Origin of the sequence: Acinetobacter sp. 16, assembly GCF_033439925.1 — a bacterium.
GTDB lineage: Bacteria > Pseudomonadota > Gammaproteobacteria > Pseudomonadales > Moraxellaceae > Acinetobacter > Acinetobacter junii.
In genome coordinates this window covers 460,213-477,620 of sequence record NZ_CP137746.1, presented here as the reverse complement: position 1 = coordinate 477,620, position 17,408 = coordinate 460,213, and the positions used below count along the sequence as shown (strand labels likewise).

Annotated in this window: 15 protein-coding genes; 7 read left to right on the top strand and 8 right to left on the bottom strand. The window is 39.8% G+C overall.

Features of this window, described 5'->3' with window-relative positions; all coding sequences use genetic code 11:
• Positions 1 to 12: 12 nt before the first annotated feature.
• Positions 13 to 609: a LysE/ArgO family amino acid transporter gene (locus tag R2H34_RS02195; RefSeq protein WP_087539873.1), complete on the bottom strand. Its 597-nt coding sequence runs from the start codon at positions 607 to 609 to the stop codon at positions 13 to 15.
• Between the two features lie 4 nt (positions 610 to 613).
• A complete protein-coding gene (gene tusA / locus R2H34_RS02190; RefSeq protein ID WP_004916739.1) occupies positions 614 to 871 on the bottom strand; it encodes a sulfurtransferase TusA in 258 nt (85 codons plus the stop codon).
• A gap of 175 nt (positions 872 to 1,046) precedes the next feature.
• Between tusA and R2H34_RS02185 the strand changes: the two genes are divergently transcribed.
• Complete coding sequence (locus R2H34_RS02185; RefSeq protein ID WP_151826184.1) at positions 1,047 to 1,886, top strand: HlyC/CorC family transporter; 840 nt, start codon at positions 1,047 to 1,049, stop codon at positions 1,884 to 1,886.
• Positions 1,883 to 3,442, top strand: coding sequence for an apolipoprotein N-acyltransferase (gene lnt / locus R2H34_RS02180; protein WP_151690989.1), 1,560 nt, complete (start codon positions 1,883 to 1,885; stop codon positions 3,440 to 3,442). Before R2H34_RS02185 ends, lnt begins: the two co-directional genes overlap by 4 nt.
• Positions 3,443 to 3,497: 55 nt before the next feature.
• Here lnt and R2H34_RS02175 read toward each other — a convergent pair whose 3' ends face one another.
• The 3 genes from R2H34_RS02175 to gspF all read right to left on the bottom strand — a co-directional run bounded on the left by R2H34_RS02175 (position 3,498) and on the right by gspF (position 5,772).
• Positions 3,498 to 3,842, bottom strand: coding sequence for a hypothetical protein (locus R2H34_RS02175; RefSeq protein WP_087539869.1), 345 nt, complete (start codon positions 3,840 to 3,842; stop codon positions 3,498 to 3,500).
• A 263-nt stretch (positions 3,843 to 4,105) separates the two neighbouring features.
• Positions 4,106 to 4,543 carry a type II secretion system major pseudopilin GspG gene (gene gspG, locus R2H34_RS02170; RefSeq protein ID WP_004916750.1) on the bottom strand — a complete coding sequence of 146 codons (438 nt, stop codon included), beginning with the start codon at positions 4,541 to 4,543 and terminating at the stop codon, positions 4,106 to 4,108.
• A 23-nt stretch (positions 4,544 to 4,566) separates the two neighbouring features.
• Positions 4,567 to 5,772, bottom strand: coding sequence for a type II secretion system inner membrane protein GspF (gspF, locus tag R2H34_RS02165; protein WP_004957567.1), 1,206 nt, complete (start codon positions 5,770 to 5,772; stop codon positions 4,567 to 4,569).
• 200 nt (positions 5,773 to 5,972) lie between these two features.
• Here gspF and R2H34_RS02160 point away from each other — a divergent pair, with 200 nt between their 5' ends.
• From R2H34_RS02160 to R2H34_RS02150, 3 genes are all read left to right on the top strand, one after another.
• Positions 5,973 to 8,198, top strand: a complete 2,226-nt coding sequence (locus tag R2H34_RS02160; RefSeq protein WP_171488077.1) for a primosomal protein N' — start codon at positions 5,973 to 5,975, stop codon at positions 8,196 to 8,198.
• A gap of 34 nt (positions 8,199 to 8,232) precedes the next feature.
• Entirely contained in the window at positions 8,233 to 10,053 is a 1,821-nt protein-coding gene (locus R2H34_RS02155) for a cation:proton antiporter (protein WP_004958675.1), read from the top strand.
• Between the two features lie 119 nt (positions 10,054 to 10,172).
• Positions 10,173 to 11,048 carry an Hsp33 family molecular chaperone HslO gene (locus R2H34_RS02150; protein WP_004958672.1) on the top strand — a complete coding sequence of 292 codons (876 nt, stop codon included), beginning with the start codon at positions 10,173 to 10,175 and terminating at the stop codon, positions 11,046 to 11,048.
• A gap of 52 nt (positions 11,049 to 11,100) precedes the next feature.
• Here R2H34_RS02150 and R2H34_RS02145 read toward each other — a convergent pair whose 3' ends face one another.
• Entirely contained in the window at positions 11,101 to 12,255 is a 1,155-nt protein-coding gene (locus R2H34_RS02145) for an IS4 family transposase (RefSeq protein WP_282896529.1), read from the bottom strand.
• 327 nt (positions 12,256 to 12,582) lie between these two features.
• Between R2H34_RS02145 and R2H34_RS02140 the strand changes: the two genes are divergently transcribed.
• Positions 12,583 to 13,548 carry a DnaJ C-terminal domain-containing protein gene (locus R2H34_RS02140; protein WP_005403596.1) on the top strand — a complete coding sequence of 322 codons (966 nt, stop codon included), beginning with the start codon at positions 12,583 to 12,585 and terminating at the stop codon, positions 13,546 to 13,548.
• An 11-nt stretch (positions 13,549 to 13,559) separates the two neighbouring features.
• The gene (locus R2H34_RS02135) at positions 13,560 to 13,886 is read left to right on the top strand and encodes a chaperone modulator CbpM (protein ID WP_004763725.1); all 327 of its coding nucleotides are present in this window, start codon (positions 13,560 to 13,562) and stop codon (positions 13,884 to 13,886) included.
• A gap of 23 nt (positions 13,887 to 13,909) precedes the next feature.
• Here the strand turns inward: R2H34_RS02135 and R2H34_RS02130 are convergent, their stop codons facing one another.
• Together R2H34_RS02130 and pnp are read right to left on the bottom strand one after the other, a co-directional pair.
• A complete protein-coding gene (locus tag R2H34_RS02130; protein WP_004916768.1) occupies positions 13,910 to 15,130 on the bottom strand; it encodes a magnesium transporter CorA family protein in 1,221 nt (406 codons plus the stop codon).
• Between the two features lie 83 nt (positions 15,131 to 15,213).
• Positions 15,214 to 17,301, bottom strand: a complete 2,088-nt coding sequence (gene pnp / locus R2H34_RS02125) for a polyribonucleotide nucleotidyltransferase (RefSeq protein WP_171495828.1) — start codon at positions 17,299 to 17,301, stop codon at positions 15,214 to 15,216.
• Between the last annotated feature and the right edge of the window lie 107 nt (positions 17,302 to 17,408).

Sequence of the window (17,408 nt, the reverse complement as noted above, 5' to 3'; positions counted from 1 at the left end):
GTGCATAAACACCTATCTTAATAGTGAAAGTGCGATCAACCACATGGTACAGCCAATCAATAGATCTAAGACTTTCCAAGCTTTAGTATTTGCAAATACAGGACGCAATAATCTCGCCCCAAATCCTAAACTAAAAAAGAATAAAAATGACGCTGATACTGCCCCACTAGCAAAAGAGATCTTATCTGCATATTGAGCAGATATTGAACCTAATAATACAACCGTGTCTAAGTAGACATGCGGATTTAACCAAGAGAAACTGAGACATAAAACTATCGTTTGCCAGAAAGTCGTTGTTTCTTGTTCAGAAGCAATTAAACCTGACTGCGAATTATAAGCATTGTAAAAGCTGCGGGCGCCGTAAATAAACAAGAAGAGTGCGCCGAAATACTTCATAGCTTGAATCAACCATGCTTGTTGACTCAATATTGAAGCAAATCCAAACACACCTAAACAAATTAAAAATGCGTCGGATAAAGCACAGATCAGACATACCCAAAATACATGCTGTTTGAGCAATCCTTGCTTTAAAACAAAAGCATTTTGTGCACCAATTGCGAGAATAAGTGAAAGTCCCAGCGCAAAACCTGAGAAATAGGTCGAAAGCAAACGATTAACCTTTTTGCACTAAATAATGATATTCAGTATTGCTATTTTCGTCTAAAGACTCTTCTTTCAACAGTAATTCATGTCCTAGATGCATGCAGAATTTAGGAATATCCCAAGAAGTTGAAGGGTCTGTTGCAAAAACTTCTACCACATCCCCAGATTTTGCTTTACGAATCGCTTGATGCAGCATCATCACTGGTTCAGGACAACGTAAACCACGGGTATTAAGTTGTACTGTTGGGAGTTTGGTTTGTTCAGACATCATATAACTCAAATATGCTAATTTTCACATTTTATCATAAAGTCATACTGTAGAAATCACCTGCACTTTTTTGAAAAACTGTACATTTCTTGCATCGTTTTATTGATGCATATCCGCTTTTTCTTCGGTATGATGAAAATCATCTAATTGATATAGAGAGTCTTTAGGAAAGATCATGGTCGATGAATCCAGTCCGTCGTGGGGTATGCGTGGCTTAAGAAAATGGTTAGGTACTGCACCTGAAACTCGCGATGAATTACTTAAGTTAGTTCAAGATTCACGTCGCTTCTTAGAACCCGACACAGTCGCAATGCTTGAAGGTGTTCTAGATCTGCCAGCAACGAAGATTCGAGAGGTTATGACACCTCGTACTGCAATTATCAGTTTACAGGAAGATGACCAGTTACTTGATATTCTGCATGTGCTGATTGATTCAGCGCATTCACGCTTCCCTGTGTTTTCAGCAGATCAAAGTGACAATGTAGTGGGTATCCTGTTGGCCAAAGATCTTTTACCTTTTTTGACTGAGCGCAATGTCAAAGTCGATATTCGCGCTCTGATGCGCCAACCTTTGTTTGTACCTGAAAGTGCACGTTCAGACCAAGTGTTACGTATGCTCAAAAACACCCAAACACATATTGCGATTGTCATCGATGAATATGGTTCAACTTCTGGCCTAGTCACCCTTGAAGACATTCTCGAAGAGATCGTCGGTGAAATTGAAGACGAACACGATATTGCCGATGAAGAAGCACTATATATCGTACCTGACAATGATCCCACTACAGCCAATACTTGGATTGTTCAAGCACTTACACCAATTGAACATTTCAACACAATTTTAGATGCAGATTTTTCTGACGATGAAGTTGAAACTATGGGCGGTTTACTGCTGCAAGAAATCGGTTTAGTGAGCGATCTACAAGGTCAGACGATTGAGCTTGGTGATTGGGAATTTACCATTATTGAAGCAGATGCACGCACTATTCATCTGATTCGAGCTGTCCGTCAATGAGAAGCTACTTTGAAAAGCTGTTCAACACATCCCAAACCCACAAACAGCTTCCGTTTATCTTTCCACTTCTGATTGCACTTATTTCAGGTGCAATCTTTAGTTTTGCGCTCGCACCATATTACTTTTGGTGGTTAGCAATTTTATCCCCTGCTTTACTCTATGCCGTATTACGCCAGCGTAATCCTAGACAGGCATTTGTATTGGGCTGGGCATACGGATTCGGATTGTGGTTCGTAGGTGCATTTTGGTTATATACCTCCATTCACGTCTATGGTGATACTAACTCCTTTTTAAGCGTTTTGATGATTGCCTTTATGGCAGCCGCAATGGGCTTATTTACCGCTTTTCAGACTTGGCTTTACCGTCGATTTTTCCCTGAAACTCCACTGACATTTGCACCACTTTGGGTTTTATTTGAATGGGCAAAGACATGGGTCTTCACAGGATTTCCATGGCTTTTTGCAGGCTATGCATTCACAGAACGATTATTAGATGGTTATGCGCCTTTATTTGGGGTCTATGCTGTATCGTTTGTCGTGATCGTGCTCGCATGTGCTCTTGTAGAAATCCTCAATCGTCGTTGGTTTTGGGCCATCCCATCTGGTTTACTGATCTTAGGTGCATGGGGTGCGGGTTTCATTCAATTTGTACAACCCAAAACAGAAAAACCGCTCAGTGTTTCATTAATCCAAGGCAATATTCCTCAAGACCTGAAATGGTTAACTGAATATCAAATTAAAACCTTGGAAATCTATGCCAACCTGAGTCGTGCTGAATGGGGACGTGATTTAATTGTTTGGCCTGAATCTTCGATTCCTCTGTTTCAAACAGACATTCCTGACTTTTTAAAAGCAATGGATGCACAGGCTAAAAAATCTGATACTGCTTGGGTTACGGGTATTCCTTATTGGGACATCCCTAAATCACAACAAGTAGGTGAGCCTTTGTACTACAACAGTATCATGGCTTCTGGTAGTGAATCGTCTGGCTTATATAAAAAGCAACGCCTCGTACCCTTTGGTGAATACATTCCGTTGTCTGGAATGTTGAAATGGGTACTTCCTGCAATGCAGAACGATGTAAGTATGAGTGGTTTTTCTCGCGGAGAATCAGATCAAAAACCATTATCTGTGAAAGGACATGCGCTTGCAGCTGCAATTTGTTATGAAGTGGCTTATCCAAATCTCACTCGCCGTAATGCACTCAATAGCGATTTTTTAATCACAGTTTCAAATGATGCTTGGTTTACAGGAACGGCTGGACCTTGGCAACATTTACAAATGGTGCAAATGCGTGCCAAAGAAAATGGTCGTTGGTTTATTCGTGCAACCAATACAGGCGTCACGGCATTTATTGATCAGAATGGTCATATTGTGAAACAGGCTCCTATGGATCACGAAGCAGTATTACGTGGTGATTTACCAGCGATGCAAGGTCAAACACTTTATAATCGTTTAAGTGATTTCCCGATTCTTATTTTCTCTGTTCTACTTTTAATTATCGGTTGGATATATCGTCCTAGAAAAGTCGATATTTCATTTAAATCACGTCGATAATTTCTAAAGAGCGTTTTGAATCCAAAGCGCTCTTTTTTTATTCATAATATTCAAATTAAAATAAGATTGAAAACTGTACCGTGAGATACGCGACTAAACCAGATAAGAAAAACATCGGCAAAGCTCGATAAGCTTTAAAAATGAATTGTTCATATTTTGGAATTAGATTACTAATATTCCAAATACTGGTTTTCAAAGCACTCAAGAAACAAACGATAAACCACGTACTCAACAAACTGATCACAAAAAAGCCAATGACGATCTGACTACTTCCTTCAGCCGTTTGCCATAAGTTTAATGCCCCTTCACAGACAGGTAGTAAACTTAAAATGAGCAATACAGATTTAAGCATTGCCCAATGAAACTGATTCAGTTCATCTAACAAAAAAAATGCTTTCATCTGATTTCTCCACCACCCATTTAAATGATCTGAATTTATTATGCAAAGCTTTAATCTAAATAAAAAGTTTAATTTAATGAATCACTTCTGTTTCTTGTAACTATTAAATATGGGAATAATTCTTATTATAAATCTCAAATTAGTTTAATTATATTATTATCATGTTTTTCATAAATTTATAATTATTTTATGAATTAAGAAACATTATCACTTCACTCTTGATTTATTTATTCTAAAAGTGAAGTGAACGTTTTAATTAGAATTTATGGTTGATAATAAATATCTGCATCATTACCCTCACCACCCTCTTTTCCATCTGCACCGAACGAATACAAATCAAAAGAGCGACCTTCTCGACCTGGAATCACATATTGTAAGTCATTTTCCCAGCTGTCTTTAGGATAACCACCTTTGACATAGCCACCAGGCAACCAATTTTTTGCGGTTGCAGGTTGGTTCACCAATGCATCTAGACCACCATCTTGCATCGATGGATAACGCCCATTATCTAATTTATATTGGTCTAAAGCGCCAGCAACACCTTTTAAAGTAATTTGCGTGGTATCCACTTTAGCTTTTTCGCCGCGTCCCATCACGTTTGGAACGATCAATGCAGCTAGAACACCTAAAATGACAATCACAACCATCACTTCAATTAACGTGAAGCCAGATTGCTTCATATACATTTTTTGCTTATTCATTTTCATCTCTTTCATGCAATTCATCAAATCATATTGTTCATATTAATAATTGGCAACATTACCGCAATCACGATCACCAATACAATCGCTGCCATGAAAACCAACATCAGAGGTTCTAGCAGTGCCAATAAGGTGGAGATAAAGGTCGTAACTTCTCGATCTTGCATCGTAGATGCACGATCCAACATGCGGTCTAACTCACCTGAAGCCTCACCACTACGAATCATTTGTACCATCATTGGTGGAAAATAACCGCAACGTTCTAACTGTGTTGCCAAATTACCACCTTCTGTTACACGCTCCATCGCGACCTCAATCGAATCACGAATCACCCAATTGTTACTCACCTCTGCACCAATGCGCAAAGCTTCAACCAAAGGAACACCTGAACGTGTCAAAATTGATAAAGTGCTGGCAAACCGTGCTGCATTTATACCACGTGAAAGTTTACCAAATAGTGGCAATTTGAGTGTTAATCGGTCAAATGCATAATGCCCTGCTGTTGTTCTTAAAAACCTCGTAAACAGAATGAGAGCAATAAAACCAATGATCAACATGCCTATCCATGTTTGACGAATAAACGCACTAATTTTCATCAATAACACGGTGATCCAAGGCAATGCCTCTTTACTTTGTTCAAAGGTTTTTACGATTTCAGGAACAACATAAGTCATCAATCCCATCACGATCCCAAATGACATCAACATCAAGATAATCGGATAGATCATTGCACCTTGAATTTTCTTCTGCATCGCAAAACGATTTTCAGTGTAATCAGAAAGCTGATCCAAGATCAGATCCAGATGTCCAGACCTTTCGCCAGCAGCAACCGTCGCAATATACAATTCTGGAAACCGTCCTGATTGTTGCATTGCTTGTGCCAGTGAATGTCCTTCCAAAACCTTTGATCGAACCGAAATTAAAAGGTTTTGAACGTGTGACTTTTCACTCTGCTTGCTCACAGCTCGCAGTGCTTCTTCCAAAGGAATGCCTGCTGCGACTAAAACAGATAACTGTCGTGTCATCAGTGCCAAATCGTAAGCACTAAAGCTTTTTCTAAACCATGATCGCTGTTGTTGCTTGTCTTTTTGCTCAACCGCATCAACAGCAATCGGTGTCCACGCTTTGTCACGCAACTGTTGACGAATTTGTCGAGCGGAATCGCCTTCCAGCACACCTTTGTGTTGCTTTCCAGCAGCATCGATTGCAGTAAATTGATAAGCAGGCATGGTTCTGTTCTAATTGTCCAAAAATAGTTGTCGTTACTGTTGCATCCATGTAAGGAATAAGGAACGATAGTTCCATTCTATATTCATCAAGATCGTAAAATTACTGTTTTGATTTGAATATTTGATACGCCTTGTGCACAGCACTTTAGCATAATTCCATGATATGACGTCATGCCATTTTACACGTGAATAAAGCCAATATGCCTACCGAAAATTCTAACGCTATTCTTTACCGTATTCGAGTTGCATTACCCGTCTATGTGTATGACACGTTTGACTATACGGTCAGTGCAGAGCAATACCTGCAAGCTCAAATAGGCGCACGTGTTTCTGTTTCATTTGGTCGCCAAAATCTGATCGGTATCATTACTGAGAAAGTTGATCCAAATGAGCCGTTTACAGGGCAATTCAAACTTAAACCGATTACAGCACTTCTTGATGAAGATGCTATCTTAGACCAACAAGTTTTAACTTTGTTGACATGGTCTGCGCAGTATTATCAATTCCCGATTGGTGAAGTGATGCAAAGTGCACTTCCTGCACTCTTAAGACAGGGTCGTGCTTTAGATATCTTATTTCACCACTGGAATATTCTCACGCATGACGATCCAGAATCTTTATTAAAACGTTCTCAAAAGCAATACGATGCCTATCAGATTCTAAAACTTCATCCACATGGTGCTACCGAAAATATTTTAAATCTTAGTGGTGTAGAAACTGCAACATTAAAAGCATTGGAAAAAAAGGGACTGATTGAATGTCAGCTTGAAGCTCATGACTTTACACCGATGCCTATACAACTTGCACAAATGCCTTTAACGCCGAACGAAGATCAAAAGCGAGCAATCCAACAAATACTCAAAGCTCAACAACGTTACCAAGCCTTTTTACTAGATGGACTTACAGGCAGTGGTAAAACCGAAGTCTATTTGCAAGTAATGCATGAGGTCCTAAAGCAAGGTAAACAAGTTTTGGTGTTGGTGCCTGAAATTGGTTTGACACCTCAAACGGTCGCACGCTTCAAATCTCGTTTTCATTGCGATGTTGCTTTACTGCACTCGGGACTTAATGATTCAAAACGTTTGCAAGCTTGGCAACATGCACAAACTGGTAAAGCATCTATCATCATTGGAACGCGTTCTGCGATTTACACCCCTTTGCCGCATCTAGGTTTGATCATTTTAGATGAAGAACACGATCTCTCTTATAAACAACAAGAGGGTTTCCGTTATCACACTCGTGATGTCGCCCTTTATCGTGGTCATTTACACAATTGCCCTGTGATTTTGGGTTCTGCTACACCAAGTATTGATAGTTATTATCTAGTGGAGTCTGGTAAATTGCATTTACTTGAACTCAATCAACGTGCTGGAACTGCGGTCTTACCGAAAATGCATGTGATTGATCTAAAAGTAGCAAAGAAGAAAAATGGCATCAGTCAAAACCTAATTGATCAAATTAAATTAACTTTAGAGCGCAAAGAACAGGTTCTTATCTTTCTAAACCGTCGAGGTTACGCTCCTGTTTTACTATGTGAAAGTTGTGGGTGGCAAGCAAACTGCCCACATTGTGATGCACATTTCACTGTACATTCACAGCCTTATTCTTATTTACACTGTCATCATTGCGGTACGATCAATCGCCTGCCAGACGAATGCCCTGCTTGTAAACATCAAACCTTAAAAAGCATTGGTGCTGGAACTGCAAAAGTTGAAGAACAGTTACACGAGTTATTCCCCCATCATGAAGTAATTCGGGTAGATCGTGACAGTACAAGTCGTGTGGGTAGTTGGCAAAAAATCTATGATCGAATTCAACAGAATAAACCAAGCATCTTGTTAGGTACTCAAATGCTGGCGAAGGGACATCATTTCCCACACGTCACATTAGTCGCTATTCTGGATATCGACTCAGGATTATTAAGCGTAGACCCAAGAGCACCTGAGCGCACAGCACAATTAATCATACAAGTTGCAGGACGTGCAGGACGTGGTGAACATAAAGGCAGCGTATATTTACAAAGTTTAAGACCCGATCATCCAATGCTCACAACCTTGATTGAACAAGACTATCGTGCCGTTGCAAAACAGATGCTGAGTGAACGTAAAGTTGCGATGTTACCGCCTTATCGTTACGCTGTTTTAGTCCGTGTGGAGTCGAAAGATCGTGATTATAGTCAACAGTTTTTAATGGAAGCAGCACAAGGCTTAAGCGCTATTGCAGCAGATATTATTGAAATTTGGGGACCTATTCCTGCCCCAATGGAACGCAAAGCAGGGCGTTATCGAGCGCATATGGTGATTTTATCTGCCGACCGAGCAAAACTGCATTTTTATTTACGTCAATGGTGGCAACAAGTGGTACATTTACCTCGCCAACATCAACTCAGATTATCAATTGATGTTGATCCACAAGAGTTTAGTTGAATTCACGATAAGAATTTTAGATTCGAGGCATTAAATGTCTTTATTGATTACTGTCCTTTTTTTCCTCGTAGCAGCATTAATTTTTGCACCAATCGCAAAGCGTTATACATTCTCAACGATTTTAGGCTTTACGATTGCAGGACTGTTGTTAGGTCCTAGTGTTTTCAAACTGATTGATGATGTTGATGAAATTCAACTTTTAACCGACTTAGGCATGTTGGCCGTTTTGTTTTTCCTAGGTTTTTATTTAAAACCTAAACAACTGTGGCAACAACGTCATCGTGTCTTAAAGCTCTATGCTACGCCTTTGGCTTTAATTAGCATTGTCCTATGTGTCGTATGCTTTCTCTTGTTGGATCAGTTGTTACTAGGCTGTCTTTTGGGGCTATCCCTGAGCTTTTCATCTGTCTTTTTAGTACAACAATTTATAGAGCAAAAAAATCAGGTTCGTAATCAATTAGGACAAAATAGTTTAACCGCAGCTCAACTACAAAGTTGTTTCGCTGTTATTGTTATTATCCTGTTTCCATTACTCGAAGATACCGCAACTACACGTCATGGTATCGCCTATTTTGCTGCAATCATTGCAACAATCTCGGGGTTATTTTTAGCAAGCCGCTATCTAGTGCGTCCAGCTTTTCATTATTTAGCGCGTCATAAAAGTCTGGAACTTCTTCCCATCCTCAGCACGCTGGTTTTACTCAGTATTTTTTTGATACTACAGATTTTAAATATTCATATCTTAATCGCTGCCTTTTTAGCAGGTCTAGTGCTTGCTGAAACTGATTTTCGTACTGAGATCGGAAACTTTATTCAACCCTTTAAACATGCGCTCATCGGACTTCTGTTTTTTGCTTTAGGATTGAACCTAACACTCAATCCCTTATTCCAAACTCCTGTTTTTATTGTCGCTGCGATCGTTGGGCTTGTGGTGATTAAAGCAGGCATTATTGGAGTGACAAGCTATTTTCAACAACGCCAACTAAAACTCAGTAACCTGTCCGCTGTATTGCTGGCACAAAGTGGAGAGTTAACCTTTATCTTGCTCAAAATTGCTGAAAGTGAAAAAGTCATCAGTACGCAAATATTACAGCCAACTCTAGTCGTGGTATTTGGGTCAATGCTTTTGACTCCACCTTTATTTTGGCTGGTGAATTCTAAAGTTTTACCTTTGATCTTGAAAAAGCCAGTTCAGCCCGATTCAGACGAAGTTGCGCAACATCCAATTCTAATTCTAGGTTTCGGGCGTTTTGGGCAAATCATCGCTAGAGTATTACATGCGCAAGGTCAACACTTTAGCGTCATTGATAGCAATCAACCTGCTGCTCATTTTATAGAACAATATGGACATCGCTTTATTGATGCTGACGTGACTCAAATCGAGAATCTTCGTATCGCTGGTATAGAACATTGTAAGCTGGCAATTTTAGTGATTGATGATGTTGAGGATAGTATGAATCTCGCTCGTCACCTTCGTTTGAATTATCCAGAATTAATTTTATTTGCACGTGCTCGTGATCGACATCATGCCCACCTACTGCATCAATTAGGCGTGCAACAAATTTATCGTGAAACCTATCTCTCATCTTTAGGTATGGCAGAAGATGTGCTGATCGAAACAGGTCTATCAATTGATGAGACAAAAACTCGAATTGAAGAGTTTAAACAGCACGATCAGGTGCTTTTGAGATCGCATTACAGTACATATGATGAAGACGATCAAATAGAGCGTTACCCGAATGCACTTGCAGAACTTGAAAATTTATTTGAAAACACATCTATTTCTGCAAAACATCGTTTGATGAATGAGCAAAATACACAAAGTGAAGCAAATTCTCAGCAGGAAATATCTTGAGTTTTTGCAAACTGACACCATTATTGACTGCATAACCATTCACCTTCTTATAAAGCCATAAGCGCTTTTCAAGGCAAAGCATTGCTTTGTTTTCCCCTAACGGGGTATTGGAGAAAAATATGTCTGATTTACGCCAACGCTTTTATATCGAAGACTGTCCTGTTCGTGGTGAAGTGGTTCATCTAGAAGAAACATTACAAACGATTTTGGCTCAAAGAGAATACATGCCTGCGGTTAAAAGCCTTTTAGGTGAGATGCTCAGCGCAACGGCATTACTTGCAAGCACGCTTAAAATTCGTGGGCGCATCAGCCTACAAATTCAGGCGAGCGGGACATTCAAATGGGCAATGGCGGAGTGTAATCATTTAGGTGAAGTACGTGCATTAGCTGATTACGAAGAAGATCCAAGATTTAATGAAGGTAGTGACAGTCGAACTGTTTTGGCAGCCCTCACCACCCCTGTTCTTTTTATCAATATCGAACCTGAACATGGTGAACGTTACCAAGGGATTGTACCTCTTGATCAACCGACTTTAGCAGGTTGTCTAATGCAATATTATGATTTGTCAGCGCAAATCCCAACACATATTGTACTAGCAACCAATGGAGAGCGTTCTGGTGGTCTTTTAATCCAGCTCTTACCTCGAAACGATGAGGAAGAACAAAAACTTGTTGATGAAGATATATGGCCACGTTTGAGAATGTTAACTGAAACACTCAAATCAGAAGAACTAACAGATCTTCCAGCCAATGAGATTTTGTATCGACTATACAATGAGGAAGAGGTTCGCTTACCAGAAGTTGAACAGCTCAAATTCGGCTGTACTTGTTCAAAAGAGCGTTGTGCCAATGCATTGATTCAAATTGGTGTTCATGCAGTTCATGAAACGCTTGAAGCACAAAACCCAATCCAAATGGATTGCCAGTTCTGTAATGCACGCTATGAATTTACCGCCGAAGAAGCATTAGGCTTATTTGGTGAACATTTGAGTTAATTGATTTTTCTCATAAAAAAGACGGGCTGCCGTCACTGCTGTCCCACAAATATCACAAGAAGAACCTCAATTGAGGTTCTTCTTGTTTTCGCCATTTTTTATCAGGCACAAAGAGTGACCTTAAAAGTTTCCTTTCAAATAAATTGACCTGAATAATTCTCAGTAAACGCTGAACACTCCATCCTTCTTGTGCCATGTGTTTAGCGAAGTTCACCAGCAAATAGGCAATTAATGCAATCCATATTTGCGTTTGTATCGCATTGCGGCTTCGACCTAGAAATGACTTCAGTTTTAAATTCTGCTTGATGGCTTTAAAGAATAACTCAATCTTCCAGCGGTCTTTATAAATTGCAGCAATGGTGGATGCTGCCAGATGAAAGTTGTTGCTCAGAAATTCGAATGTTCTTTTCTTATCTGTATCATAAAACTCTATACGTCTTAATAATTTAGGTGCGCCTCTTTTCTTGGCATGCGCACTGCTCAATTCAATACATTCATCCGCAATAATCCCTTTAGTCTCTAATACGCTGCGGCTTGATTTAACTTGATAAACTGTCTTTGGGCGTAGCCGGGTTACAAAGCTGACGTTCTGAAGTATCAACTGAGCAAACCATTGATAATCAACATATCCTTTATCAAAGACGATAATGCTGCCAGCAGGAAATTTAAATGCTCTGCCTTGCACCATATCATTTTCAATACCATCCCCAAGCGCTACAAATTCAGGAATGGTATTGCTGTGATTTAAGCCAACACTGAGTTTAATACTGGCTTTGGATTCATGCACTTTTGCCCATGCGCACAATGACAGTGAAAGATCAATATGACTGGCATCTAGTGAATACAGCGGATTCTTGAATCTAAATTTATGTGCAGTTTTAGAGTTTTCACAGCGCTGAAGCAGCTGTGTGAACAATTGCTGATACAGGCTGGCGGGCTGTTCTTCGTTGAGTCTTGCTAAGGTGCTTCGCGCAATTCTCTTCGCGCCAAGATGATAGAGCTTTTCCTGCTGGGATTCGAGATTGGATTGAATGTCTCTTAAGCTTTGCCGACAAGAAAGTTGGGACATCAATATGGCAACAAACTGATCCCAGCGGGTGGCTGATCTTAATTTTTGCCCAGAGTGATGCAGTTTAGCCAGACGTTCAAAATCTTGTCTTAAAATGGGTTTGAGTAATTGATGAAATACGGTATTCTGATGTGACAAAACCTGAGTCCTTTATAGTTAAAGTGTTTGTTTGCACTCATATTTTAACTATTTAGACTCAGGTTTTTTTATTTAGAGCAAACTATGGGACAGCAGTGGGCTGCCGTCTTTTTTTATTTTACGTTAAGGTCTACTGGATAAGGCATTATCCAAAACTCTATCTCAGTTAAAGTTATAGCCCAATGGATATCATGATCGGTGTCAGCCAAGCCAAAGTGCTGGCATTTTTTCCAAAACAACAAAACAAGTCTTATACAATCCAGCCTATTGAAATCTTGGCAATTCGTTTCATAATAAAAGAAACATCTCATTATTATATTTAAGATCATGGCAAAAAATTATTATGAAGAGCTCGGTGTTTCAAGAGATGCTTCAGCAGACGAAATCAAAAAAGCATATCGTAAACTGGCAAAGAAATATCATCCAGATATTAGTAAAGAGGCAGATGCTGAAGCCAAAATGCAGGCGATTAATGTCGCCTACGATACCTTGGGTGATGCCACTAAAAAGGCTGAATATGACCAGATGCTGGATCATCCACAGGGTTTTGCTGGCTTTGGTCAGGGTGCAGGCGGATTTGGTCAAGGCACGGGTGGTTTTGACGGTTCCCAGTTCTATCGCCAAAGTTCAGGCGATGGGGGTGCAGACTTTAGTGGTTTTGAAGACTTGTTTGGCCGTTTTGGCGCAGGGTTTGGTGGCGGGCAGCAGCGTTCGCAACGCCAGCAACGCAGTTACAAGGGCGAAGACCAGCATGCCAGCATTCAAGTTGATTTAGATATTGCCTATCACGGTTCAACCCAGCAGATTACCTTGCAAATTCCAACTTATAACGTCTATGGTGAGCCTGAAATACAGCGAAAAACCTTGCAGGTTAAGATTCCAAAAGGAATGAAAGAAGGTCAGCAAATTCGCTTAAATGGCCAAGGACAAAGTGGTATCAATGGTGGTGAAAATGGTGATCTTTATATTGAAATCCAATATAAAGATACCGACCGCATTCGTATTCAAGGGGCTGATGTCTATCAAACTATTGATGTAACTCCGTGGGAAGCAGCTCTAGGACAAAGCATTGAAGTCAATACTCCCGCAGGGCAACTCAAAGTCAATTTACCTAAAAATGCCAAAAATGGACAACAATTACGTCTCAAAGATAAAGGGATACCAAATAAAACTGCAGGGCATTTATATCTAATTATTAATATTGTTTTACCACCAGCACACAGCGAACAAGAGCAACGAGCTTATCAACAGTTTGCAGATGCTTTTGCTTCATTCAGACCTCGTGCATCATAAGGAGTAAGATCATGACAACTATTCAATACAAAGAAATTCAATATGACGGTCACTGCCAAGTTGAAATCATTGATGAACAATTGGCACTTGATCTTGAGCACTTTGCCGAAGCCTGTGGTCAAAGCACCGACTGGGTACTCAAGCTGATCGACTACGATATTTTGCAGATTCAGGTTGATCCACAAAGCCACCAGTTTATTGGTGAAGATGTTGCTCGCGCCCGTCGTGCCTATCGCCTGCAACGGGATTTCGATGCTAGTCTCTCAGCTGTGGCGGTAATGTTGGATTTAATTGATGAAGTTCAACAATTAAGAAGACAACTCAAACATTTCCACTGAGTAAAATACACAGACCAAATTCATCATTTTAATTTGGTCATTTTCTCAACTTCCTTCAGTGTTTGTTTGATTGGCTCATAATCTAAGAACCAAAGCAGATTAATATTTCGCTGCTTGTTTTGTTGTGCGAGCAAATCAATCACACTACGCTCACCACGACCAACCAAATGTTGCTGATAAAAGTAATAAAGTAGCAAGACTGTACTCAGCAACATCACACCTAACATAATCCAAAAACCTACGGGTGATTTGAGACCAGGAATAAACTCAAAGTTCATTCCATAGATTCCCGTAAGTAAAGTTAATGGTGCAAAAACTGCCGTGATAATTGCCAGTATTCGCATATTCTCGTTAGTTTGGTTCGCAATCGCAGAAAAATGTAGATCAATTGCAGATTGAACGGCATTGCGAAGCCTCAAAGTATGCTTTTGCACGCGTTCGACATGACTCATCAAATCATTTAAACGAACTAACAGAATATCTTGAGTTTTGTGCTTATGTTCTCCAACCACATGATGATAATTATCTACAAGCTCATCCCGAAACTCTTGTAAAGTTTCAATTTGCTCTTCACATAGATTTTCAATCTGCTGAAATGCCATATCTTCATGAAACAACTGATGCCATTGTTTAAATCGACGATTTCCTTGCAATAACTGTTGCTGCCAATATTCAACACGTCGTGTTAATGGAGTTCTTAGGTTTAGATAACCATCAATCATACTGTTTAATAAACGAAGTGATAAATCAGCAGGTGTACTTGGTAATTTACGCGGTTTGTTTTGTTCAGCTATGGGTTTTTCCATAATCATCTGAATACGTTGGATATAACTCTCTACCGCTTTATTGCCCTGCTCTCTAAGACTAATCAAAATATGAGGCGTTAAAATAAAACTGATAGGCGTTGTCGCCAAACCAAAAACGCTTTCATGAGATTCAGATGCTTCATTTTCATAAATTTGGTCATCTGGCGTGATTAACTTACGAAAAACCAGAAGATCATATTCTTCAACACTATCAAAAGCACACGGATGTTCGATATTTAATAAATCTCGCATATGAAATTCATTGAGCACCACACCAGTATGCTCATAAATGTTCTTTTGCCACATCTCGTTATGATTCACTAAATCTTGTCTTAAACTATCGACCCATAAAAACTCTAGATGATGTTCTGCTTGTTCTTCTGCACTAATAAAAATCGTATTTTCACTGTTATGTCGATAAAAATAATAAAGCTGCATAACTCTAATGTTCAGATTAAATTTTAAAAAGATGATGCCATAAAAAAGTCCGCATTTAGCGGACTTTTTGTATATTGAGAAGCTTACGCTTGTTCAATATCTTTCATTGTTAACTTAATACGACCGCGGTTATCAACATCCGCAACCTGTACTTTCACATCTTGACCTTCTTTCAATACATCAGTCACGTTTGCAATACGCTCATTTGAGATTTGCGAAATGTGAAGTAAACCATCAGTACCTGGCATGATGTTTACAAACGCACCAAACTCAACGATACGGATTACTTTACCGTCATAGATCTTACCTGGTTCAACTTCAGCAGTAAGTGCTTGGATTTTTGCAATCGCAGCACGAGCAGCAGCTTTAGTTTCACCGAATACACGAACTGTACCATTGTCTTCGATATCAATCGCAGCTTTAGTCTCTTCTGTAATGGCACGAATCGTTGCGCCACCTTTACCAATGACATCACGAATCTTGTCTGGGTTAATGCTGATCACTTCAAAAGTAGGAGCATGCATTGAAATTTCAGGACGAGCACGTGAAATTACTTTGTTCATTTCATTAAGGATGTGCATACGACCAGCAAATGCTTGGTTTAACGCAACTTCCATAATTTCTTCAGTGATCCCTTCAATCTTAATGTCCATTTGAAGCGCAGTAATACCGTTTGCTGAACCTGCTACTTTAAAGTCCATATCACCAAGATGATCTTCATCACCTAAGATGTCAGAAAGAACTGCGAAACGCTCACCTTCTTTCACTAAGCCCATTGCAATACCAGCAACTGGCGCTTTAAGTGGAACACCTGCATCCATAAGTGATAATGAAGCACCACATACAGAAGCCATAGAAGATGAACCGTTTGATTCAGTAATATCAGATACGATACGAATCACGTACGGGAAACGATCAGCAGCAGGAAGAACAGCTTGAACACCACGACGTGCTAAACGACCATGACCGATTTCACGACGCTTAGGGCCTGATTCACGACCAGTCTCACCTACAGAGTATGCAGGGAAGTTATAGTGCAACATGAAGTTGTCAGTTTTAGTACCAGCAAGGGTATCAACCATCAACGCATCACGAGTATTACCCAAAGTTGTTGTTACCAACGCCTGAGTTTCACCACGTGTAAATAACGCAGAACCGTGAGCACGATCTAATACACCGACTTGAACATCGATCGCACGAACAGTTTTAGTATCACGACCATCAATACGTGGCTTACCTGACAAGATGTTGTCACGTACTGTACGATATTTAAGATCTTCAAATAATTCATTTACTTCATCAGCGATACCAGTTTCGTCATTTTCAGGAACGAACTGCGCAACAGCTTCAGCATAAAGTGCATCTAGTGCTGTATAACGATCTTGTTTAACTGCAATCGTATAAGCTTCAGAAATTTTTGCTTCGAAAGCTTCTTTCAATTTTGCACGAAGTTCTTCATTTTTAACTGGAGCAACCCAAGTTGATTCAACTGCGCCAGCGGCAGCAGCAAATTCTTTAATGGCTTGAATTGCAATTTGCATTTCGTCATGACCGAAAAGTACAGCACCCAACATTTGGTCTTCTGAAAGTTCTTTCGCTTCAGACTCAACCATTAATACTGCTGATTCTGTACCCGCAACAACTAAATCAAGATCAGATTGTGCAAGTTGTTCAAAGTTCGGGTTTAAAACGTATTCGCCATTAATCAAACCAACACGAGCACCACCGATTGGACCACGGAAAGGTGTACCAGCAATTGATAATGCAGCTGATGTACCTAGCATAGCGGCAATATCAGCATCCATCGTCTTATCAGAAGAAACAACCGTTGCTGTTACTTGGATTTCGTTGAAATAACCTTCTGGGAATAACGGACGAATTGGACGGTCGATTAGACGTGAAATCAAAGTTTCAGCTTCAGATGCACGGCCTTCACGTTTACCGTAACCACCAGGAATACGACCCGCTGCATATTGTTTTTCTTGATAGTTAACAGTCAACGGGAAAAAATCTTGACCTGTTTTTGCTTTAGGTTGCGCAACAACCGCAACTAAAACAGTTACACCACCCATAGTGACTAAAACTGTATTTGCTTGACGTGCAACGCGACCCGTTTCTAAAACAACTTGGTGTTGACCAAATTGGAATTCTTTACGAACTATATTAAACATAGACATGTATTGTATTTTCCTAATTTTATTCTAGTGAGACCCCTAAGGTTTGGCATTCAGACCACAACTGCTGTGTAGATAAATGACAAAGCTTAGAAGCCATCGCA